The 22,107-nt window shown below is 69.7% G+C and carries 22 protein-coding genes; 20 read left to right on the top strand and 2 right to left on the bottom strand.

Features of this window, described 5'->3' with window-relative positions; all coding sequences use genetic code 11:
- The first annotated feature begins 6 nt into the window (after nt 1-6).
- Together AB0I68_RS16085 and AB0I68_RS16090 are read left to right on the top strand one after the other, a co-directional pair.
- Nucleotides 7-903 carry a tRNA (adenine-N1)-methyltransferase gene (locus AB0I68_RS16085; RefSeq protein WP_363177913.1) on the top strand — a complete coding sequence of 299 codons (897 nt, stop codon included), beginning with the start codon at nt 7-9 and terminating at the stop codon, nt 901-903.
- Between the two features lie 227 nt (nt 904-1,130).
- Entirely contained in the window at nt 1,131-1,700 is a 570-nt protein-coding gene (locus tag AB0I68_RS16090; RefSeq protein ID WP_363177973.1) for a hypothetical protein, read from the top strand.
- A 4-nt stretch (nt 1,701-1,704) separates the two neighbouring features.
- Here the strand turns inward: AB0I68_RS16090 and AB0I68_RS16095 are convergent, their stop codons facing one another.
- Nucleotides 1,705-2,025: a ferredoxin gene (locus AB0I68_RS16095; RefSeq protein WP_363177914.1), complete on the bottom strand. Its 321-nt coding sequence runs from the start codon at nt 2,023-2,025 to the stop codon at nt 1,705-1,707.
- A 264-nt stretch (nt 2,026-2,289) separates the two neighbouring features.
- Between AB0I68_RS16095 and arc the strand changes: the two genes are divergently transcribed.
- The 6 genes from arc (at nt 2,290) to prcA (ending at nt 8,453) form a co-directional block, all read left to right on the top strand.
- Nucleotides 2,290-4,056, top strand: coding sequence for a proteasome ATPase (arc, locus tag AB0I68_RS16100; RefSeq protein ID WP_363177915.1), 1,767 nt, complete (start codon nt 2,290-2,292; stop codon nt 4,054-4,056).
- A 248-nt stretch (nt 4,057-4,304) separates the two neighbouring features.
- Nucleotides 4,305-5,816 carry a depupylase/deamidase Dop gene (dop, locus tag AB0I68_RS16105; protein WP_363177916.1) on the top strand — a complete coding sequence of 504 codons (1,512 nt, stop codon included), beginning with the start codon at nt 4,305-4,307 and terminating at the stop codon, nt 5,814-5,816.
- Nucleotides 5,817-6,008: 192 nt separating this feature from the next.
- The gene (locus AB0I68_RS16110; RefSeq protein ID WP_045947082.1) at nt 6,009-6,221 is read left to right on the top strand and encodes a ubiquitin-like protein Pup; all 213 of its coding nucleotides are present in this window, start codon (nt 6,009-6,011) and stop codon (nt 6,219-6,221) included.
- A 117-nt stretch (nt 6,222-6,338) separates the two neighbouring features.
- The gene (locus AB0I68_RS16115) at nt 6,339-6,851 is read left to right on the top strand and encodes an endonuclease VII domain-containing protein (RefSeq protein WP_363177917.1); all 513 of its coding nucleotides are present in this window, start codon (nt 6,339-6,341) and stop codon (nt 6,849-6,851) included.
- Nucleotides 6,803-7,642, top strand: coding sequence for a proteasome subunit beta (prcB, locus tag AB0I68_RS16120; protein WP_363177918.1), 840 nt, complete (start codon nt 6,803-6,805; stop codon nt 7,640-7,642). The genes AB0I68_RS16115 and prcB overlap by 49 nt, the downstream gene beginning before the upstream one ends.
- A 46-nt stretch (nt 7,643-7,688) precedes the next feature.
- Nucleotides 7,689-8,453 (top strand): proteasome subunit alpha, encoded by a 765-nt coding sequence (prcA, locus tag AB0I68_RS16125; protein WP_363177919.1) that lies wholly within the window; start codon nt 7,689-7,691, stop codon nt 8,451-8,453.
- Between the two features lie 57 nt (nt 8,454-8,510).
- Here prcA and AB0I68_RS16130 read toward each other — a convergent pair whose 3' ends face one another.
- A complete protein-coding gene (locus tag AB0I68_RS16130) occupies nt 8,511-9,512 on the bottom strand; it encodes a LacI family DNA-binding transcriptional regulator (RefSeq protein WP_363177920.1) in 1,002 nt (333 codons plus the stop codon).
- 145 nt (nt 9,513-9,657) lie between these two features.
- Between AB0I68_RS16130 and AB0I68_RS16135 the strand changes: the two genes are divergently transcribed.
- From AB0I68_RS16135 to AB0I68_RS16190, 12 genes are all read left to right on the top strand, one after another.
- Nucleotides 9,658-10,944: an MFS transporter gene (locus AB0I68_RS16135; RefSeq protein ID WP_363177921.1), complete on the top strand. Its 1,287-nt coding sequence runs from the start codon at nt 9,658-9,660 to the stop codon at nt 10,942-10,944.
- A 58-nt stretch (nt 10,945-11,002) separates the two neighbouring features.
- Nucleotides 11,003-12,364 carry a Pup--protein ligase gene (gene pafA / locus AB0I68_RS16140; RefSeq protein WP_030294339.1) on the top strand — a complete coding sequence of 454 codons (1,362 nt, stop codon included), beginning with the start codon at nt 11,003-11,005 and terminating at the stop codon, nt 12,362-12,364.
- Between the two features lie 114 nt (nt 12,365-12,478).
- On the top strand, nt 12,479-13,417 hold the full coding sequence (locus AB0I68_RS16145) for an FKBP-type peptidyl-prolyl cis-trans isomerase (protein ID WP_363177922.1): 939 nt from the start codon (nt 12,479-12,481) through the stop codon (nt 13,415-13,417).
- A 42-nt stretch (nt 13,418-13,459) separates the two neighbouring features.
- Nucleotides 13,460-13,837: an FKBP-type peptidyl-prolyl cis-trans isomerase gene (locus AB0I68_RS16150; RefSeq protein ID WP_363177923.1), complete on the top strand. Its 378-nt coding sequence runs from the start codon at nt 13,460-13,462 to the stop codon at nt 13,835-13,837.
- 162 nt (nt 13,838-13,999) lie between these two features.
- Complete coding sequence (locus tag AB0I68_RS16155; RefSeq protein ID WP_363177924.1) at nt 14,000-14,956, top strand: WYL domain-containing protein; 957 nt, start codon at nt 14,000-14,002, stop codon at nt 14,954-14,956.
- A gap of 112 nt (nt 14,957-15,068) precedes the next feature.
- Nucleotides 15,069-16,037: a WYL domain-containing protein gene (locus tag AB0I68_RS16160; RefSeq protein ID WP_030860247.1), complete on the top strand. Its 969-nt coding sequence runs from the start codon at nt 15,069-15,071 to the stop codon at nt 16,035-16,037.
- Between the two features lie 85 nt (nt 16,038-16,122).
- Nucleotides 16,123-16,395, top strand: coding sequence for a hypothetical protein (locus AB0I68_RS16165; RefSeq protein WP_363177974.1), 273 nt, complete (start codon nt 16,123-16,125; stop codon nt 16,393-16,395).
- 27 nt (nt 16,396-16,422) lie between these two features.
- A complete protein-coding gene (locus AB0I68_RS16170) occupies nt 16,423-16,623 on the top strand; it encodes a hypothetical protein (RefSeq protein ID WP_363177925.1) in 201 nt (66 codons plus the stop codon).
- A 204-nt stretch (nt 16,624-16,827) separates the two neighbouring features.
- Nucleotides 16,828-17,124, top strand: coding sequence for a Sec-independent protein translocase subunit TatA (gene tatA, locus AB0I68_RS16175; protein ID WP_266630832.1), 297 nt, complete (start codon nt 16,828-16,830; stop codon nt 17,122-17,124).
- A 73-nt stretch (nt 17,125-17,197) separates the two neighbouring features.
- Nucleotides 17,198-18,163 carry a twin-arginine translocase subunit TatC gene (gene tatC / locus AB0I68_RS16180; protein ID WP_363177926.1) on the top strand — a complete coding sequence of 322 codons (966 nt, stop codon included), beginning with the start codon at nt 17,198-17,200 and terminating at the stop codon, nt 18,161-18,163.
- A gap of 41 nt (nt 18,164-18,204) precedes the next feature.
- Entirely contained in the window at nt 18,205-19,116 is a 912-nt protein-coding gene (locus AB0I68_RS16185) for a diacylglycerol kinase (protein ID WP_363177927.1), read from the top strand.
- Nucleotides 19,117-19,189: 73 nt separating this feature from the next.
- A complete protein-coding gene (locus AB0I68_RS16190; RefSeq protein ID WP_363177928.1) occupies nt 19,190-22,042 on the top strand; it encodes a DEAD/DEAH box helicase in 2,853 nt (950 codons plus the stop codon).
- The last annotated feature ends 65 nt before the right edge of the window (nt 22,043-22,107 follow it).

Genomic DNA, 22,107 nt, shown 5'->3' on the forward strand with positions numbered 1-22,107 from the left:
GGTCACATGTCCGAACCGACCGGTGCCGCCCGCCGACGCGGGCCCTTCGAGGTCGGGGACCAGGTTCAGCTCACCGACCCCAAGGGCCGCCACTACACGTTCACGCTCGAAGCAGGGAAGAATTTCCACACCCACAAGGGTTCCTTCCCGCACGACGAGCTGATCGGTGCTCCCGAGGGCAGTGTTGTCCGTACCACGGGGAACGTCGCGTACCTCGCGCTGCGCCCCCTGCTCCCCGACTATGTCCTGTCCATGCCCCGCGGTGCCGCCGTGGTCTACCCCAAGGACGCCGGCCAGATCCTGGCCTTCGCCGACATCTTCCCCGGCGCCCGCGTCGTGGAGGCAGGCGTGGGCTCCGGCTCCCTGAGCAGCTTCCTGCTGCGCGCCATCGGCGACCAGGGCATGCTCCACAGCTACGAGCGCCGAGCGGACTTCGCCGAGATCGCCACCGCCAACGTCGAGCGCTACTTCGGCGGCCCGCACCCCGCGTGGCAGCTGACCGTGGGCGACCTCCAGGACAACCTGTCCGACACCGACGTCGACCGCGTGATCCTCGACATGCTCGCCCCCTGGGAATGCCTGGAAGCCGTCTCCAAGGCCCTGGTCCCCGGCGGCATCCTCTGCTGCTACGTGGCCACCACCACCCAGCTCGCCCGGACCGTCGAATCCATCCGCGAGTTCGGCTGCTACGCCGAACCGCAGCCGTGGGAATCGATGATCCGCAACTGGCACGTCGAGGGCCTCGCCGTCCGGCCCGACCACCGGATGATCGGACACACGGGCTTCCTCGTCACCGCCCGCCGTCTCGCCGACGGAGTCGAGCCCCCCATGCGCCGCCGCCGCCCCTCCAAGGGCGCGTACGGCGAGGACTACGACGGACCGGGCAGCGACCGCTCCGCCTAGCCCTCGGCACGCGAGACCGGCCGGCCGCACCCAACACCAAGGCGCTGTGGCGCAGTTCCCCGAACGATCCGGGAACTGCGCCACAGCGCCTTTTCGTTGTCCTCCACGCCGTCGCAGCCGACGCGGACCCGGCCGTTCCACCCCGGTGTGAGGTGTGGCACGATGCTGGCTCCCGGTCACCGTCCGCACAGGAGACACCCCGCGTGCCGCACCGCCCAGCCGAGCCGATGCCGACACTGGAAACCCTGGCGCACAACAGCGCCCGGCCCCTCCACTGGCTCACCACGGCCACCGCCATGGCCGCCGTCATAGCCGCAGCGGGACTCGTCCAGCCGGACGCGGCCGCCACCGGCCCCTCCGCAGCCCCCGCAAGCGGCCCCCCGGCCACCGCCCCCGACCCCGCCGGGGTCACGTACCCCCTGGACTGCAAGGGCCTCCCCGTGGCCGTCACGGCCACCGCCCAGGGCGACCTCGACGGCGACGGCCGCCCCGAGACCGTCGCCGCCGTCCGCTGCGACGCCGGCTCCGGCACCCCACCCCACGCGATCTACGTACTCACCCAGGACAAAGCCCCCGGCGCCACACCCAGGATCGTCGCCACCCTGCTCGAAGCCGGGAAAAAGCAGACCGCCACCGAGCTCACCATCCGCGACGGAGCCGTCACCGCGAGTCTCCTCGGCTACTCCTCGCCCGAGGTGCCGCGCTACAGCCCCGACGTGAAACAGCTCGCCAAGTGGCGCTGGAGCGGCGGAAAATTCCGCCAGGAGCTGACGAACTCAGACGCCAGGAGTGTTTGAACCGTCACTCCGCGTCGGGACCGTAGACCTCGACCCTGTCCGAAACACGCCTCACGTGGATGCAGTCACCCGGGCACTCCTTCGCCGAGTCCACCACGTCCTGCAGCAGCGTCAGAGGAACCGGAGTGGTCGCCCCCGCGTCCACCAGCAGCTCGTCCTCAGGGCTCTTCACATACGCCAGACCATCGATGTCCAGCTCGAACACCTCCGGCGCGTACTGGACGCAGATCCCGTCACCGGTGCAGAGGTCCTGGTCGATCCAGACCTCCAGCGGCTCGCCGGCCTGCCCGCCGCCGCCCGTGGGAGCCTCCTGCTGCACGGTCATATCTCCTGCCGTTCCCTGCGCTCAGTGATCCGTTTCCGCCACACGCCGCGGCAAGTCGCGCGAGCCCGGACGGGTGTTGAACAGTTCGACCTTACAACCGGCCGCTTTCCGATGTTGATGGGTGGGTATTTCCTTGGCGTGAGGGAGTACGCAAGGGTGAAGATCGGACACACCTCTACCGTCTTTGTGATCTAGGGGTTTCAATCACCACCAGCCCAGGTAGGGTCAGGAAGCGTCCAGCTCCCCTTGGAGGAGGTGAGGACCGTGGCAGCCCACGACGACGACAACAACCGCGGCATCCGGCCGGGGCGAGGGTCTGAGGACCCCGCCGGTCAGGTTGCCTATCTCGAGCAGGAAATCGCCGTCCTGCGACGTAAGCTCGCCGACTCTCCGCGACACACGAGGATTCTCGAAGAGCGGATCGTCGAGCTCCAGACAAACCTGGCCGGCGTCTCCGCGCAAAACGAGCGACTGGCAAATACGCTCCGTGAGGCCCGCGACCAGATCATCGCACTCAAGGAGGAAGTCGACCGGCTCGCACAGCCGCCCGCCGGCTTCGGTGTCTTCCTGCAGGCGAACGAAGACGGCACCGTCGACATCTTCACGGGGGGCCGAAAGCTCCGCGTGAACGTCAGCCCCAGCGTCGAACCGGAAGACCTCCGGCGCGGCCAGGAGGTCATGCTCAACGAGGCCCTCAACGTGGTCGAGGCCATGGAGTTCGAACGGGCCGGGGACATCGTCACCCTCAAGGAAATCCTCGAGGACGGCGAGCGCGCCCTGGTGCTCGGGCACACCGACGAGGAAAGGGTGGTGAGGCTCGCCGAGCCGCTCCTGGACATCACCATCCGCCCCGGCGACGCCCTCCTGCTCGAACCCCGCTCCGGCTACGTCTACGAAGTGGTCCCCAAGAGCGAGGTCGAGGAACTCGTCCTCGAAGAGGTCCCGGACATCGACTACGACAAGATCGGCGGCCTGGGCGACCAGATCGAGCTGATCCGCGACGCGGTCGAGCTCCCGTACCTCTACCCGGACCTCTTCAAGGAGCACGAACTGCGGCCGCCCAAGGGCATCCTGCTCTACGGCCCCCCCGGCTGCGGCAAGACGCTCATCGCCAAGGCCGTGGCCAACTCCCTTGCCAAGAAGGTCGCCGAGGTGACCGGGCAGCCCGCCGGGAAGTCCTACTTCCTGAACATCAAGGGCCCCGAACTCCTCAACAAGTACGTCGGCGAGACCGAGCGGCACATCCGCCTCGTCTTCCAGCGTGCCCGCGAGAAGGCCAGCGAGGGCACCCCCGTCATCGTCTTCTTCGACGAGATGGAATCCCTCTTCCGCACCCGCGGATCCGGAGTCAGCTCGGACGTGGAGAACACCATCGTCCCCCAGCTGCTCGCCGAGATCGACGGCGTGGAAGGCCTGGAGAACGTCATCGTCATCGGCGCCTCCAACCGCGAGGACATGATCGACCCGGCCATCCTGCGTCCCGGCCGGCTCGACGTGAAGATCAAGATCGAACGCCCCGACGCCGAAGCGGCGAGGGACATCTTCGCCAAGTACCTCAAGGCCTCGCTGCCGCTCCACAGCGACGACCTCTCCGAGCACTCCGGCTCGCCCGAGGTCGCCGTCCACAGCATGATCCAGACCGTCGTCGAGCAGATGTACGCCGAATCCGAGGAGAACCGCTTCCTCGAGGTCACGTACGCCAACGGCGACAAGGAAGTCCTGTACTTCAAGGACTTCAACTCCGGCGCCATGATCCAGAACATCGTCGACCGTGCGAAGAAGATGGCCATCAAGGCCTTCCTCGAGCACAACCAGAAGGGCCTGCGCGTCTCCCACCTCCTCCAGGCCTGCGTGGACGAGTTCAAGGAGAACGAAGACCTGCCCAACACCACCAACCCGGACGACTGGGCCCGGATCTCCGGAAAGAAGGGCGAGCGGATCGTATTCATCCGCACCCTCGTCACCGGAAAGCAGGGCGCAGACACCGGACGCTCCATCGACACGGTGGCAAACACCGGTCAGTACCTCTGATCAAACAGGGCGGCTGCGGATGCCCTCACCGGGCACCCGCAGCCGACTGCTTTACCGACTGCTCTTTTCAGCCGGTGACGGGGCAAAGTCAATGACTGAAATGATCTCCCCACCAGCGCGGAGTGGTTCTAGGCTCTTCCGTACCGCCGGTCGCGCAGTGCGGGGACGGGCACCGCACACGCACCGGAGCACCAGCGGTACTTGAGCGCCGCTCCCGAACGGGAGCGCCGCCGGGCAAGGAGGGCCGCATGACCGTACGGCGAGTAATGGGAATCGAGACGGAGTACGGGATCTCCGTCCCGGGGCACCCGAACGCCAATGCCATGCTCACCTCGTCCCAGATCGTCAACGCCTACGCGGCGGCGATGCACCGGGCGCGACGCGCCCGCTGGGACTTCGAGGAGGAGAATCCGCTGCGGGACGCCCGCGGCTTCGACCTCGCCCGCGAGGCCGCCGACAACAGCCAGCTCACCGACGAGGACATCGGCCTCGCCAACGTCATCCTCACCAACGGCGCACGGCTCTACGTCGACCACGCGCACCCCGAATACAGCTCCCCGGAGGTCACCAACCCGCTCGACGCCGTCCTCTGGGACAAGGCCGGCGAGCGGATCATGGCCGAGGCGGCCGTACGGGCCGCCCAGCTCCCCGGAGCCCAGCCCATCCACCTCTACAAGAACAACACCGACAACAAGGGCGCCTCCTACGGCACGCACGAGAACTACCTGATGAAGCGGGAAACCCCCTTCTCGGAGATCGTGCGCCACCTCACCCCCTTCTTCGTCTCCCGCCAGGTCGTCACCGGCGCCGGCCGCGTCGGCATCGGCCAGGACGGCCGCGATCACGGCTTCCAGATCAGCCAGCGCGCCGACTACTTCGAAGTCGAGGTCGGCCTCGAGACCACCCTCAAGCGCCCCATCATCAACACCCGCGACGAGCCCCACTCGGACGCCGAGAAGTACCGCCGCCTCCACGTGATCATCGGCGACGCGAACCTCTCCGAGATCTCGACGTACCTCAAACTCGGCACCACCGCCCTCGTCCTCTCGATGATCGAGGACGCCTTCATCAACGTCGACCTGGCCGTGGACCAGCCCGTGCGCACTCTGCACCAGGTCTCCCACGACCCCGACCTGCGACACCTGATCACCCTGCGCAGCGGCCGCACCCTGACCGCCGTACAACTCCAGATGGAGTACTTCGAGCTGGCCAGGAAGTACGTGGACGAGCGTTTCGGCTCCGACGCGGACGAGCAGACCAAGGATGTGCTGGTCCGCTGGGAGGACGTGCTGGGCCGGCTGGAGAGCGACCCCATGAGCCTGTCGGGGGAGCTGGACTGGATCGCGAAGCGCGAGATCCTCGAGGGCTACCGGAGGCGGGACGGGCTCGGCTGGGACGCCGCCCGGCTCCACCTGGTGGACCTCCAGTACGCGGACGTACGACCCGAGAAGGGCCTGTACAACCGCCTGGCGGCCCGCGGCAAGATGAAGCGGCTGGTGGGAGAGCCGGCGGTGGAGCGCGCCCAGGGCAAGCCGCCGGAGGACACCCGGGCGTATTTCCGGGGCCGGTGCCTGGAGCAGTACGCGGACGATGTCGCCGCGGCCTCGTGGGACTCGGTGATCTTCGACCTCCCGGGCCGCGACTCCCTCCAGCGGGTCCCGACGCTGGAACCCCTGCGGGGTACCCGCAAGCACGTGAAGGAGCTCCTGGACCGCTGCCGCACGGCGGAGGACCTGGTGCGGGTGCTCAGCGGGAACTGAGTTCTTTGGGGTGCCGGCCGGGGCCTGAAAAGGTCCCGGTCCGGGAATCATGGGAACACCCGGACGTTATGAAAGTGCGGGGACGAATACCGGACCCTCCTTGTAGGGTCCGGCGTAGGGTCTGATCTTGGGAGAGGTCCCGATCCGGGGCCTTTCTACGTGAGCGTGCGAACCGAGCGGGGTGAGGTAGACATGGCGACCAAGGACACCGGCGGCGGACAGCAGAAGGCGACTCGCTCGACCGAGGAGGTCGAAGAGCAGGCCGCGGAGGCACAGTCCGACCTCAAGGAACGACAGGAAAAGCTCTCCGACGACGTCGACTCGGTACTTGACGAAATCGATGATGTGCTCGAGGAGAACGCCGAGGACTTCGTGCGCTCCTTCGTTCAGAAGGGTGGAGAGTGATTTTCCCTTCGATTCGAAGGTGAGCGTCACTGGGGAGGGTGAGTGTCGGGGGCGGAGAAGCAGTGTCCGCGGTGTGGGTTACTCAAGCCGCTTGAGGCTTTTGCCTCGAACAAGGCCATGCGTGACGGCCTGCAGTGCTACTGCAGGCCGTGCGCGGCCGAATATCACCAGCAGCGCCAGAAGGCCAAAGGGAAGAACGTCCGCCCCCGTGTTGAAGCCCCGGAAGGGCACAAGTACTGCCGCCGATTCGGGGAGATCAAGCCTCACTCGGAATGGGATCGGAACAAGACCGCATCGGATGGGTTGTCGACGCGCTGCAAAGCGTGCCGGGCCGTCGAAGGCCGGGCAGCTCATCTCAAGCGTGCGTACGGCATGACAGAGGCTGAGCGGGACGAAATGATTGCAGCTCAGGGCGGTCTCTGTTGTATTTGCCTGAAGGCTCCGGCCGTGCATGTGGATCACTGCCACGAGACGGGTAGGGTCCGAGGCGTACTGTGCTTCAACTGCAACTCGGCCATCGGCAAGTTGGGAGACGATCCCGACACTCTGCGTCGGGCCATCTCATACCTGGAGGGACACGCGTGGAAGCCAACAATCGTGGCACAGGGCGTCTACCGGCAGCCTTCCTGACGCCGGGGTCCTCGTCCTTCATGGACTTCCTGGGTGCGCACGCGCCCGAGATGCTGCCGGGGAACCGGAAGCTGCCCGAGGGGATCGTCGAGGCGCCGCACGGGACGACCATCGTCGCCACCACCTTCCCCGGCGGGGTCGTGCTCGCCGGTGACCGGCGGGCGACCATGGGGAACATGATCGCGCAGCGGGACATCGAGAAGGTGTTCCCGGCCGACGAGTACTCCGCGGTGGGCATCGCCGGTACGGCCGGCCTGGCCGTGGAGATGGTGAAGCTGTTCCAGCTGGAGCTCGAGCACTTCGAGAAGGTGGAGGGGGCGACCCTCTCCCTCGAAGGCAAGGCGAATCGGTTGTCGACCATGATCCGGAGCAATCTGGGGATGGCGATGCAGGGGCTCGCGGTCGTGCCGCTCTTCGCGGGCTGGGACGAGGGCAAGGAGAAGGGCCGGATCTTCTCCTACGACGTGACCGGCGGCCGCTCCGAGGAGCACGGCTTCGCCGCCACCGGTTCCGGCTCGATCTTCGCTCGCGGCTCCATGAAGAAGCTGTACCGCCCCGACCTGACGGAGGAGCAGGCCACCACCCTCGTCGTGCAGGCGCTGTACGACGCGGCCGACGACGACTCGGCGACCGGTGGCCCGGACCTCTACCGCCACATCTACCCGATCGTCACCGTCATCACGGACGAGGGATTCCGCAGGCTCAGCGACGACGAGTCGCAGGAGCTCGCCCGTACGGTCACCAACCGTCGCCTGGAGCAGCCCGACGGCCCGCGCGCCGCCCTGCTCTGACCATCCGTCGCCCCGTAGGAGCCCAGAAGAAAGGGACGGACAGCCGGTGTCGACTCCGTTCTACGTCTCACCCCAGCAGGCCATGGCCGACCGGGCGGAATACGCCCGGAAGGGCATCGCCCGCGGTCGCAGCCTTGTCGTGCTGCAGTACGCCGACGGTATCGTGTTCGTCGGCGAGAACCCGTCCCGCGCGCTGCACAAGTTCAGCGAGATCTACGACCGGATCGGCTTCGCGGCCGCCGGCAAGTACAACGAGTACGAGAACCTGCGGATCGGCGGCGTGCGCTATGCCGATCTGCGCGGATACACCTATGACCGTGACGATGTGACGGCCCGTGGGCTCGCCAACGTCTACGCCCAGACGCTGGGCACGATCTTCTCCAGTGCCGGCGAGAAGCCGTACGAGGTGGAGCTGGTCGTGGCCGAGGTCGGTGCGACGGCGGCGGGTGACCAGATCTACCGGCTGCCGCACGACGGTTCGATCGTCGACGAGCACGGCTCGGTCGCGGTCGGTGGCAACGCCGAGCAGATCAGCACCTACCTGGATCAGCGTCACCGGGACGGGATGACCTTGTCCGAGGCGCTGAAGCTGGCGGTGCAGGCGCTGTCCAGCCAGGCGAACAGTGCGGACAAGACGATTCCGGCCGAGCGGCTGGAGGTCGCGGTGCTGGACCGGACGCGGGCCCAGCAGCGGAAGTTCAAGCGGATCCGGGGCCGGCAGCTGTCGCGGCTGCTGGAGGCGGATGTTCCGGCGGCGGCGCAGGCCGACGCGGTCTCGAACGACGAGGCTCCCGAGGACGATTCCGAGTAGGACTTCTCCGAGTGGCCCCGGTCCGTCCCTCTGAGGCGGGCCGGGGCTTCTTCGTGTTCAGGGGTGGGCGGGGGCCGGGCCCGAGGAGGCGCGGACGATCAGTTCGACGGGGATGTCGGGGGCGGTCCAGGGGGTGCCTTCGAGGACGGCGAGGAGGGCGGTCATGCCCTGTTCGCCGACGCGCTCGGCGGGCAGGTGGACGGTGGTGAGTTCGGGTTCGACGGCGGTGGCGAGGGCGAGGTCGTCGAAGCCGGTGACGGAGAGGTCGTCGGGGACGCGCAGGCCGAGGCGGCGGGCGGCCTTGCAGGCGCCGGCGGCGAGGATGTCGTCGTCGCAGACGACGGCGGTGGGCCGGCCTTCGGGGGCCGCCAGGGCCGTCTCCATGGCCGCGCGGGCGTCGGCGACGGTGAGCGGGGCCCGTACGGTGCGCAGCTCGGCGTGGGGCTTCAGGAGGGTGGCGAGGGCTTCGGCGCGGATGTCGAAGGTCCAGGTGTCGACGGCGGCGGCGAGGTGGAGGAAGCGGCGGTGGCCGAGGGGGAGGAGGTGTTCGGTGACTTGGCGCATGCCGTCGGCCATGGCGAGGTTGACGTGGGCGGCGGCGCGTCCGGTGGCGGGGTCGCTGTCGAGCATGACGAGGGGGAGTGCGGCGTCGCCGATGGCGTCGAGGGTGTGGGCGGCCATGGAGGAGGCGATGACTCCGTCGAGGGCGGCGCGGGCCGAGGCGAAGGGGTCGCGGGCGGGGCCGGTGCCGTCGGGGGAGGGGTAGAGGACGACGCCGAAGCCGTGTTCGGCGGCGATGCGGGCGGCGCCGGTGTAGACGCGGGCGAAGAATTCGTTGGTGAGGGCGGGGACGACGAGGAGGGCGGTGCGGGTGCTGCCGAGGCGGAGGTTGCGGGCGGCGAGGTTGGGGCGGTAGCCGAGGGCGCTGGCGGCTTCGCGGACGAGGCCGGCGGTGCGTTCGGAGACGCGGCCGTGCCATTTCTCGCCGAGGACGAGGGAGACGGTGGCCTGGGAGACCCCGGCGGCGGTGGCCACGTCCCGGCTGGTGGGTCTCGTCACACCGTGCTCCTGTTGTACGAGGTCGGCGGGGTGGGGTGCTCGTTCGGCTGGACCGCCGTGCTGCGGCCATGGTACGTATGACGTCCAACGTTATACGTATTACTTGATTGATTCCCGGCTGGGTTCCGGGCAGAAGGGGGCGGACATGGCCGCGGGATACGCGGAGCTGCTCAGGACCCGGCACGCCGCGAGGCTGCTGGCGGGCACGCTCGTCGGCCGGCTGCCGAACGCCACCGCGGCGATCGCGATCGTGCTGTTCACGCGGGCCGAGGGGGGCAGCTACAGCCTCGCGGGCGCCCTCGCCGCGGTCTACGGGGTGGCGAACGCGGTGGGTCAGCCGCTGCTCGGCCGTGCCGTGGACCTGTTCGGGCAGCCGCGGGTGCAGCTGCCGGCCGCGGTGCTCTCGGCGCTGGGCATGACGTGGCTCGCGTTCGCGGGTACCGGGTCGGCGGCGGCCGCGTACGGAGCCGTGGTCGTCGGAGGGTTCTTCGCGCCGCCGCTGGAGGGCGGGCTGCGGGCGCTGTGGCCTTCCGTGCTCGGCGGCAAGGAGGAGCGGGTGCACGCCGCGTACGCGATGGACGCGGTGGCCCAGGAGATCATGTACACGGTCGGTCCGCTGCTCGTGACCCTGTGCGTCTCGCTGTGGGATCCGGCCGGGGCGCTGCTGGTGATCCATGCGCTCGGTGTGCTGGGGGCGCTGTCCGTCGTGGTGTGCGAGCCCTCGCGGAATTGGCGTTCGGAGCCGCGCGAGGCGCACTGGCTGGGCGCGCTGCGCTCGCCGGGGCTGCGGGCGCTGCTGGGCGCGTTCTTCTTCGTGGGCATGGCGCTGGGTTCGATCACGGTGGCGGGTGTGGCGTACGCCGACGGCCACGGGGGCCAGGGGGTGTACGGCTGGCTGATGGCGGCTCTGGGCCTGGGCGCGCTGGCCGGCGGGGTGCTGTACGGGGCGCGGCAGTGGGCGGGTGCGCCGGAGCGGCGGCTGCGGCTGCTGGTGGCGCTGCTGGCGGTGTGTTATCTGCCGCTGATGCTGGTTCCGGGGCCGGTGTCGATGACGGCGCTGTCGGCGCTCGCGGGTGTGTTCCTGGCGCCCGCGCTGGCGTGTGCGTTCATCGTCGTGGACCGGCACGCTCCGGCGGGGACCGTGACGGAGGCGTTCTCGTGGCTGGTGACGTTCTTCGGGGTGGGTGCGGCGATCGGTACGGCTGTGGCCGGGCCGGCGGTGGAACTGGGCGGCACGGCGACGGGGTTCGGTGTGGCGAGTGTCGCGGGTGCGGCGGCGCTGCTGGTTCTGACGCTGACTCAGCGGATCCTGGCTGCTCCCGGCCGGTCCCGTACGGTGACGGGCTCGGTGCCGGCTTCTTCGGAGGGTGCGGAGGGGGGCCCGGTGGAGGGTCCCGCGGAGGGGCCGGCGGAGCGGCTCGTCGGCAACTGATCGAAACGGCGTTCACGAACCCGGTTTCAGAACAGTGCAGAAGGCGTAATGTTCAGTCATGGACCGCCGCATTTTCGGGCTGGAGAACGAGTACGGCGTCACGTGCACGTTCAGGGGACAGCGCCGACTGTCTCCTGACGAAGTGGCGCGCTACCTCTTCCGCCGTGTTGTGTCATGGGGCCGCAGCAGCAATGTCTTCCTGCGGAACGGCGCCCGTCTGTACCTCGACGTGGGTTCGCATCCGGAATATGCAACTCCCGAATGCGACAACGTGACCGAACTGGTCACGCACGACAAGGCGGGCGAGCGCATTCTCGAAGGCCTGCTCGTCGATGCCGAACGCCGCCTGCACGAGGAGGGAATCGCGGGCGACGTCTATCTCTTCAAGAACAACACCGACTCGGCCGGCAACTCGTACGGGTGTCACGAGAACTATCTCGTGGCCCGGCACGGAGAATTCTCCCGCCTGGCGGACATCCTCATTCCGTTCCTTGTCACGCGGCAGCTGATCTGCGGTGCGGGCAAGGTGCTGCAGACCCCTCGGGGTGCGGTCTACTGCGTGAGTCAGCGGGCCGAGCACATCTGGGAGGGCGTCAGCTCCGCGACGACCCGGTCCCGGCCGATCATCAACACCCGGGACGAGCCGCACGCGGATGCCGAGCGCTACCGCCGTCTGCACGTGATCGTCGGGGACTCGAACATGTCCGAGACGACCATGCTGCTCAAGGTGGGGGCCACCGACCTGGTGCTGCGCATGATCGAGGCGGGCACGGTGATGCGGGACCTGACCCTGGAGAACCCGATCCGGGCGATCCGCGAGGTCAGCCACGACATCACCGGCCAGCGCAAGGTGCGTCTCGCGAGCGGTCGCGAGGCCTCCGCGCTGGAGATCCAGCGCGAGTACTACGACAAGGCCGTGGACTTCGCCGAGCGCCGGGGGATCCGTACCGGCACGGTGGACCAGGTGCTGGAGCTGTGGGGCCGCACCCTCGACGCGATCGAGGCGGAGGACCTGGACCGGATCGGGACCGAGATCGACTGGGTCATGAAGTACCAGCTGATCGAGCGGTACCGGGCCAAGCACGGCATGACCATGTCGAACCCGAGGGTGGCTCAGATAGACCTCGCGTACCACGACATCCACCGTCGGCGCGGGCTGTACTACCTGCTGGAGCGCAAGGGGCAGGCGGCGCGGATCTGCAACGACCTGAAGATCTTCGAGGGCAAGTCGGTGCCCCCGCAGACCACCCGGGCGCGGCTGCGCGGTGATTTCATCCGCCGGGCGCAGGAGCAGCGACGGGACTTCACGGTCGACTGGGTGCATCTGAAGCTCAACGACCAGGCGCAGCGGACCGTGCTGTGCAAGGACCCGTTCCGGTCGGTGGACGACCGGGTGGAGAAGCTGATCGCCGGGATGTGACATCGCGCGGATCTTGCGGCGCTCGTGGCAGGGCCTCGTACGGAATCTCGTACGAGGCCCTGTGCACGCCTTAGAGTGGCGACGACCGCCAGCCGTCTGAGATCTGAGGAACCCGTGCGCCGACTTGCCGGCCTGCTTGTCGTACCCCTTCTGCTGCTGTCGACAGCAGCGTGTGGCGACAGCGGCTCCGACTCCGCCCAGATGAAGAACGGGGCGCCCGCGATCACGAAGGGTGCCAAGTTCGGAGAGACTCCCGCCCTGTCGAAGGGCAAGGGCGAGCCGCCGAAGGAACTGAAGGTGGTGACCGTCACCGAGGGCACCGGTCCGGTGCTCAAGAAGGGTGACATCGCCCAGGTCAACTACTACGGCCAGGTGTGGGACGGCAAGGAGCCGTTCGACCAGAGCTTCGGCAAGGGCAAGCCGTTCGACGTGACCATCGGCGCCGGAATGGTCATCAAGGGCTGGGACCAGGGCCTTGAGGGCAAGAAGGTCGGCAGCCGCCTGGAGCTGGTGATCCCGCCGGCCCTCGGCTACGGGGACAAGGGCTCGGGCGACAAGATCAAGCCGAATGCCACGCTGGTCTTCGTCGTGGACATCGTCAAGGGCACCTCGGTCCCGGTCTCGGCCACGGGCAAGGAGGTCCCGCAGGAGGACAAGGCCCTGCCGAAGGTCGGTACGAACACGGACGGCAAGGAAGTCTCCGTGACCGTTCCGAAGGACACCGAGCCGCCGGCGAAGCTGGTCTCGAACTACGTGCTCGAGGGTGACGGCCCGGCCGTCAAGGACACCGACAGCGTCGTGGTCAAGTTCAACGGCAAGACGTGGAAGGACGACAAGACCTTCGAAAGCACGTACGCCACCGACCAGACGGTGACGTGGCCGATGGACCAGCTCTCGGTCAAGGGCCTCAAGGACGGCCTGCTCGGCAAGAAGGCCGGCAGCCGCATCCTGCTGGTCATCCCGCCGGACCAGGCGTTCGGCGACAAGGAGCAGGGCACCATCCCGGCGAACTCGACGCTCGTCTTCAGCCTCGACATCCTCTCCGTGATGTAAGACTGTCCCAGTTGACCTGATTCAGTTTTGAGGAGCAGTTCCGTGAGCAACCAGCTCGAGAAGCCCGAGATCGACTTCCCCGAGGGCCCGGTCCCGACGGACCTCGTCATCGAGGACATCTGGGAGGGCGACGGCGCCGAGGCCACGGCCGGCAACAAGGTCTCCGTCCACTACGTGGGCGTGGCCTTCTCCACCGGTGAGGAGTTCGACGCCTCCTGGAACCGCGGCGCCCCGCTGCAGTTCATCCTGGGCATCGGCCAGGTCATCTCGGGCTGGGACCGGGGTGTCCAGGGCATGAAGGTCGGCGGCCGTCGCAAGCTGACGATCCCGGCCCACCTCGCGTACGGCGACCAGAGCCCGACCCCGGCCATCAAGCCGGGCGAGACGCTGATCTTCGTCTGCGACCTGATGGGCGTCTGATTCGACGACCCGTGACCGGTAAAGGGGCCCCCGCCGCGAGGCGGGGGCCCTCGCTTTTGCCGGGGCCCGCCGGGGCGGTACGGTCAACGGTCACGGACGTGTGCGTCGTGCGCGTCGCGCGCGTCGTGCAACGTGTAAGCGGAGAAGGGCGGAAGGGCGTCGATGGCGATTGCCAAGGCCGAGCGGCTGATGAATCTGGCGCTGTGTCTGCTGGGGACCCGTCGGCCGCTGAGCAAGCGCGAACTGCGCGGTTCCATCGAGGCGTACATGGAGGCCGGCAACGACGAGTCCTTCAACCGCATGTTCGAGCGGGACAAGGACGATCTGCGTGAACTCGGCCTGGTCATCGAGACGGTGGAGAACCTGGAGGGCGAGACCGGCTACCTCGCCCGCCGCGACAGCAACCGGCTGCCGCCCGTCTCCCTCGACGCCGAGGAGGCCGCCGCCCTCGGGCTCGCGGCCAAGGTCTGGCAGCAGGCCCGCCTCGCCGGAGCCGCCAGCGGGGCCCTGCAGAAGCTGCGCGCGGGCGGGATGCCGGAGGCGGGGGACCCGTACGAGGGCCAGCACAGCGCCATCGAGCCGCGCATCCCGGTCCACGAGGCGGCGTTCGAACCGCTGATGCTGGCCTGCCGCGACCGTCGGCCCGTGGTCTTCGACTACCGCAAGTCCACCGCCGCGCACCCCGAGACCCGCCAGGTCGAGCCGTGGGCGCTGGAGTGCTGGCGCGGCCACTGGTACCTGGCCGGCTACGACCGCGACCGCGGGGCGGAGCGGGTGTTCCGGCTCTCCCGGATCACCGGCAAGGTCCGCTCCCGGGCGGCCAAGTACACCGCCGAGGTCCCGGACGTGGTCACCGTACGGGAGACCGTGGCGAGCTGGGCCGGGGAGGGCGCGGACCGCTCCGCGCTGATCCGGCTGCGGGCCGGAGCCGGGTACCCGCTGCGGGCCAAGGCCACCGCCGTGCGCGAGGGCGGTGACGGCTGGGACGAGCTGGAGATCCCGTACGGGCACGGGCTGGACGCCTGGCTGGTCGAGTTCGGGCCGGACGTGGTGGTCGTGGAGCCCGCCGACCTGCGGGCGGACGTCGTGGACCGGCTGCGCGCCGTGGCCAAGGGCTGAGGCCGACCAGGCGGGCCGGGCCCGCCGCGGCCGCCGCGGCCGCCGCACGATCCGCACCGACCGCACAACCGCACCGTTCGCAAGACGTGCCCTGAGGGGGAGACGTACCAGCATGGCTGCCAACGCCATCGACCAGACCCGCCGGATGCTGTCCCTGGTGACGTACCTGCGCGAGCGCCCCGGGGCGCACGTCGCGGACGTCGCCCGCGCCTTCGGGATCACCGAGGACGAGCTGATCTCGGACCTCGACGTGCTGCCCATGTGCGGGACCAGCTTCCGCGGCGGGGACCTGCTCGACATCGACACCGACGGGGAGCGCATCTGGTGGCGCAACCCCGACGCGTCGGGGGAGTCCACCGCCGAGCCGCTGCGCCTGGCCGCCGACGAGGCGACCGCGCTGCTGGTCGCCGCCCGCGCCGTGGCCACGCTGCCGGGGCTGCGCGAGAGCGACCGCGACGCGCTGCTGCGGGCCACCGCGAAACTGGAGGCGGCCGCGGGCGAGGCGGCCGGGGCGAGCTCCCGGCTGTCGGTGACCTTCGAGGCGGAGGGCGGGGTCTTCGCGGACGTCGACCGGGCCATCGCGGAGCGCCGGCGGCTGTGGCTGCGCTACTACTCGCCGGCGCGGGACGAGCTGACCGAGCGCAAGGTCGACCCGATCCGGCTCTTCGCGGTGGGCCACACGTACATGGAGGGCTGGTGCCACCTCTCCGAGGCCCGGCGCACCTTCCGCCTCGACCGGGTCGCCGAGATCCGGCTGCTGGACGAGCGGGCCGAGCCGCCCGCCATCGAGCCGCGCGACCTGTCCGAGGGGCTCGTCCAGCCGGCCGCCGAGGACCCGGAAGTCGTGGTCGAGGTCGGGCCGGGCGGCCGCTGGGTCGCCGAGTACTACCCGCACGACAGCGCCGAGGAGCTGTCCGACGGCGGCCTGCGGATCACGCTGCGCAGCCCGGACCCGGCCTCGCTGCGCCGCCTCGCGCTGCGGCTGGGCCGCGAGGGCCGGATCGTGGCCCCCGCGGAGCTGGCGGACAGCGCGCGGCAGGCGGCCCGGGAGGCCCTCGCCGGGTACGGCGAACAGGGCTGAGCAAGGGGAAGCGGCGGGGCCGTGCGGTACGGGGCCGTGCCGTACGGAAGGAATGGGCTGAGAGGAGCGCCGAGCGATGTCGCCAATGTCCGGGCCACGGGGTGTACATGCTGGCGCAGGGCCGCCGGGGCGGTCGGCCACGGTGGGACCGGTCTCCTTCAAGGCGGCCTGTTCCGACTGCCGTGCCCGCTTCGAGCTGGACGCGGGGTCCCTGCGGCTGGTGATCGGCGGCAGCCGGCGGACCACGTTCTACTCCTTCACCTGTCCCGAGTGCGGGGCCTCCGTACGCAAACCGGCCGGCGAGCGCATCGTGGAACTGCTGACCGGCGGCGGCGTGAGCACCCTGCGCAGCATCTGAGGCGGCCGGTGGCCTAGGCTCGACCCCATGCTGTGGCCGATGCTCGCAATCGCCCTGGGTTTCCTGGGGCTCGCCGTCCTCGCCGTCCTCGCCGTGCGGGTGTACGTGGAGGTGCGGCGGCTGTCCGGCCAGGTCGCGCGGGCCGGCCGCCGGATCGCGGACGCCTCGGCGGATCTGGAGCGCGCGGCGACGGATCTGGCGCGCGCGGGCGGGGCCGCCGGGCCGTGACACCCGGGTCTGCGGCCCGCACGTATATGGCAGGTGTGAGACGGGACCCGTACCGTCGGTCGAAGCCGCACGCAAGGCGGGAGACGCCGGGGGATTGCCGGGCGTTAACCCCCGGGGGTTACGATCCTTGCCTGAGCGGTCACGGATCACGGTCCGGGGCCGCCGACACCACAACCAGCCGTTCCGGTGAGAAGGAAGTCAGACATGATCGGCAATCTGAAGCCTCTTGAGATCCTCCTGATCATCGCCGTGATCTTCCTGCTGTTCGGTGCCAAGAAGCTCCCCGACATGGCGCGCTCCCTCGGCAAGTCGGCCCGCATCCTCAAGAGCGAGGCCAAGGCCATGAAGGCCGAGAGCGCGGCGGAGGACAACGCCACCGCTGCCACGGTCGCCGACCAGGCCCCGCAGCAGGCCGCCGCCCCGCGTACCATCAAGGCCGCTCCCGGCGACGTGACCGGCTCGCGCCCCGTCAACGAGCCGAACCACACCACCCAGGGCTGATCGCCCGGCCGCCGGGCTGCCGGTCCGGGGCCGCGATCACGCCGGTCATCTGCAACGAGACAAGGGACGTGGGTTGCTCAAGTCTGCCCGCAAGCAGGAGAAGCAGAGCAAGCAGGCGAAGGACGCCGAAGGGCGGATGCCTCTTGTCGAGCACCTGCGTGAGCTGAGAAACCGCCTGCTGAAGTCGGTCCTGGCGATCCTCGTGATCACCATCGTGGCGGCCCTGTACTACAAGAACCTCATCGACTTCATGCTGAAGCCGATGCTGGACTCCGTGGGCTGCACCAACGGGGTGGTCTCACAGCGCAACGGACGGCCCTGCGCCGACATGACCGTGAACGGCCTCATCGCCCCGTTCTCGATCGCCCTCAAGGTCTCGCTCACCGCCGGTGTGGTGCTCTCGGCGCCGGTGTGGCTCTACCAGCTCTGGGCCTTCGTCGCCCCGGGCCTGCACAACCACGAGAAGCGCTACGCGGTGGGCTTCGTCGCCGTCGGCGCTCCGCTGTTCGCCACCGGTGGGGTGCTCGCCTACAAGCTGCTGCCGCAGACCGCCACGATCCTTCTCGAATTCACCCCCGACAACGCGCGCAACCTGCTCCCGGTCGACGACTACCTCGACCTGGTCACGCGCATGGTCATCGTCTTCGGTCTCGCCTTCGAGCTGCCGCTGCTGCTGATCCTGCTCAACTTCACCGGGATCCTCACCGCGAAGCGGCTGGCGAGCTGGTGGCGGGCCATGGTGCTGGGCATCACGATCTTCGCCGCGTTCGCCACGCCCACCGGCGACCCGCTGACCATGATGTCGCTGGCCGCGCCGATCATCGCCCTCTACTTCCTCGCGCTCGGGCTCTGCCTGATCAACGACCGCAGGCGGGGCCGCAACAACCCCGACGCGCTGCTCGACGACGACGAGGCCTCCGCGCTGGACCTCACGCCCGCGCCGATCGGTGAGATGGAGCCCGTGCAGGCCCCGGCCGCCCTGCCCGAGCAGGCCGACGGCGGACGCAGGCAGATCAACGGTTACGACGACGCGACCTGACAGGTACATTCTCCCCAGCTACCGCTGGGAGGTGCCCCCAGGTGACCGCTGAGATCACCCTCTTCGTCAATCCCACCGCGGGCCGCGGCCGGGGCGCGCACGCCGCGCAGCCGGCCGCTTCCGCGCTCCGGGCCGCCGGGTTCTGCGTACGGACGGTCCTCGGCGCCGATGCCGGGGACGCCCTGGCGCGGCTGCGCACCGCCGTCCGCGAGGGCACCGGGGCGGTCATCGCGGTCGGCGGCGACGGCGTGGTCTCCCTGGCCCTGCAGGCCCTGGCCGGGACGCTGGTGCCGCTCGGGGTGGTCGCGGTGGGGACCGGCAACGACTTCGCGCGGACGATGGGGCTGCCCGTACGGGAGCCCGCGCAGGCGGGGCGGCTGGCCGCCGAGGCGCTCAAGGAGGGCCGGGTCCGCGAGATCGACCTCGGGCGGGTGGCCGGCGCCGGGGCCGGGGCCGGCGGCGAGACCTGGTACGGGACCGTGCTGTGCTCCGGCTTCGATTCGCGGGTCAACGACCGCGGCAACCGGATGCGGCTGCCGGCGGGCCGGTTCAAGTACGACCTGGCGATGCTCGCGGAGCTGGCCGCCTTCAGGCCGTTCCCGTACCGGATCACCCTCGACGACGGTCCGGTGATCGAGACCGAGGCCACGCTGGTGGCCGTCGGCAACGGGTCCTCGTACGGCGGCGGCATGCGCATCTGCGCCGGTGCCGTCCCCGATGACGGGCTCTTCGACATCGTGGTCGTCGGCGACTGCAGCCGCTCCACGCTGCTCAAGGTCTTCCCGCGGGTCTACAAGGGGACGCACCTGAGCCACCCGAAGGTCACCGTCCACCGGGCCGCGAAGATCACCCTGGAGGCCGCCGGGATCACGGCCTACGCGGACGGCGAGCCCCTCGGGCCGCTGCCCGTGACCGCCGCGTGCGTACCGGCGGCCCTGCGGCTGCTGGTGTAGGGCCGTGGGGCGGCAGGGCTGCTCATAATGACCGCGACTGTTGTCAGAGGCGGCGGGTAGGCTCGAGAACAAGATGACCGAAGAACTCTCACCCGCCGAGCGGTACGCCGCTGCCCGGATCCGCGCCGCCGAAGAGGCCTCCGCCCTGGCCCCCTTCCGCGAGATGTACGAATTCGACCTGGACGCGTACCAGGTCGACGCCTGCAAGGCACTGGAGGCCGGCAAGGGCGTGCTGGTCGCCGCCCCGACCGGCTCGGGCAAGACCATCGTCGGCGAGTTCGCCGTGCACCTGGCCCTGCGGCAGGGCCGCAAGTGCTTCTACACGACGCCCATCAAGGCCCTGTCGAACCAGAAGTACGCCGACCTCGTCAAGCGCTACGGCGCCGACAAAGTGGGCCTGCTGACCGGCGACAACAGCGTCAACTCCGAGGCGCCCGTGGTCGTGATGACCACCGAGGTGCTCCGCAACATGCTGTATGCGGGCTCGCAGTCGCTGCTCGGCCTCGGCTACGTCGTGATGGACGAGGTGCACTACCTCTCCGACCGGTTCCGCGGAGCCGTCTGGGAGGAAGTGATCATCCACCTCCCCGAGTCGGTGACCCTGGTGTCCCTGTCGGCCACCGTGTCCAACGCCGAGGAGTTCGGCGACTGGCTGGACACCGTGCGCGGCGACACCGAGGTGATCGTCTCCGAGGAGCGGCCCGTTCCGCTGTGGCAGCACGTCATGGCCGGCCGCCGGATCCACGATCTCTTCGAGGAGGAGTCCGACCACGGAGGCCGCGGCTCCGCGCGCCGCGAGGTCAACCCCGACCTGCTGCGCATGGCGCGCGAGGAGAACAGCCGCACGTACAACCCGAAGGACCGGCGGCGCGGCAAGATGGTCCGCGAGGCCGACCGCGAGCGCGAGCGGCGTTCCCGCGGCCGGATCTGGACCCCCGGCCGCCCCGAGGTCATCGCCCGCCTCGACGGCGACGGGCTGCTGCCCGCGATCAACTTCATCTTCAGCCGGGCCGGGTGCGAGGCCGCCGTCCAGCAGTGCCTGTACGCGGGGCTGCGGCTCAACGACGACTCCGCCCGCCTGAGGGTCCGCGAGATCGTCGAGGAGCGGACCGCCTCCATCCCCACCGAGGACCTGCACGTCCTGGGGTACTACGAGTGGCTGGAAGGCCTGGAGCGGGGCATCGCCGCGCACCACGCCGGCATGCTGCCCACCTTCAAGGAGGTCGTGGAGGAGCTGTTCGTCCGCGGCCTGGTCAAGGCCGTCTTCGCCACCGAGACCCTGGCGCTGGGCATCAACATGCCCGCGCGCACGGTGATCCTGGAGAAGCTGGTCAAGTGGAACGGCGAGCAGCACGCCGACATCACCCCCGGCGAGTACACGCAGCTCACCGGCCGGGCCGGGCGGCGCGGCATCGATGTCGAGGGCCACGCCGTGGTGCTCTGGCAGCGGGGCATGGACCCGGCGGCGCTCGCCGGGCTCGCCGGCACCCGTACGTATCCGCTGCGCTCCAGCTTCAAGCCGTCGTACAACATGGCCGTGAACCTGGTCCAGCAGTTCGGGCGGCACCGCTCGCGCGAGCTGCTGGAGACCTCCTTCGCCCAGTTCCAGGCCGACCGCTCGGTCGTCGGGATCTCCCGGCAGGTGCAGCGCAACGAGGAGGGCCTGGAGGGCTACCAGGAGGGCATGACCTGCCACTTGGGCGACTTCGAGGAGTACGCGCAGCTGCGCCGCGACCTCAAGGACCGCGAGACGGACCTGGCGAAGCGGGGTGCGGCCCAGCGCCGGGCCCAGGCGGCCGGTTCCCTGGAGAAGCTCAAGCCGGGCGACATCATCCACGTGCCGACCGGCAAGTTCGCCGGGCTCGCGCTGGTCCTGGACCCGGGCGTGCCGGCCGGGCGGGTCAACGGGCACCGCGGGTACGAGTACGCCGAGGGCCCGCGCCCGCTGGTGCTGACCGCGGAGCGGCAGGTCAAGCGGCTCGCCGCGATCGACTTCCCGGTCCCGGTCGAGGCCATCGAGCGGATGCGGATCCCCAAGACCTTCAACGCGCGCTCGCCGCAGTCCCGTCGGGACCTGGCGTCCCAACTGCGGTCCAAGGCAGGGCACATCGCGCCGGAGCGGCGCGGACGCGGCCGGGCCGAGGCAGCCGACGACCGCGAGATCGCCCGGCTGCGCGCCGCACTGCGGGCACACCCCTGCCACGGCTGCGACGAGCGCGAGGACCACGCCCGCTGGGCGGAGCGCTACCACCGGCTCAAGCGGGACACCCAGCAGCTGGAGCGGCGCATCGAGGGCCGGACGAACACGATCGCCCGCACCTTCGACCGGATCCACGCGCTGCTCACCGAGCTGGACTACCTGCGCGAGGACGAGGTCACCGTGCACGGCAAGCGGCTCGCCCGGCTGTACGGGGAGCTCGACCTGCTGGCGTCCGAGTGCCTGCGCGCCGGGGTCTGGGAGGGTCTGTCCCCGGCCGAACTGGCCGCCTGCGTCTCGGCGTTGGTGTTCGAGGCGCGGCAGTCCGACGACGCGGTGGCGCCGAAGGTGCCGGGCGGCGCGGCGAAGGCGGCGCTGGGCGAGATGGTCCGGATCTGGGGCCGGCTCGACGCGCTGGAGGAGGAGCACCGCATCAACCAGGCGGAGGGCGTGGGCCAGCGCGAGCCGGACCTGGGCTTCGCGTGGGCGGCGTACCAGTGGGCCTCCGACAAGAGCCTGGACGAGGTGCTGCGCGAGGCGGAGATGCCGGCCGGCGACTTCGTGCGCTGGTGCAAGCAGGTCATCGACGTGCTGGGGCAGATCGCGGCCGCGGCTCCGTCGTCCTCCGCTCCGCCGTCCTCGCAGGGCGGGAGCACCGTGGCGCGAAATGCCCGTAAAGCCGTGGACGCACTGCTTCGGGGTGTAGTGGCCTACAGCTCGGTCGGCTAGGCGCTTTTGGGGTTTCCTCCGAACGCGGTCATGGCCGGATCTCATCTCTTGCCATGATCGCTTCG

This window comes from Streptomyces sp. NPDC050448, from assembly GCF_040655295.1.
Lineage (GTDB): Bacteria > Actinomycetota > Actinomycetes > Streptomycetales > Streptomycetaceae > Streptomyces.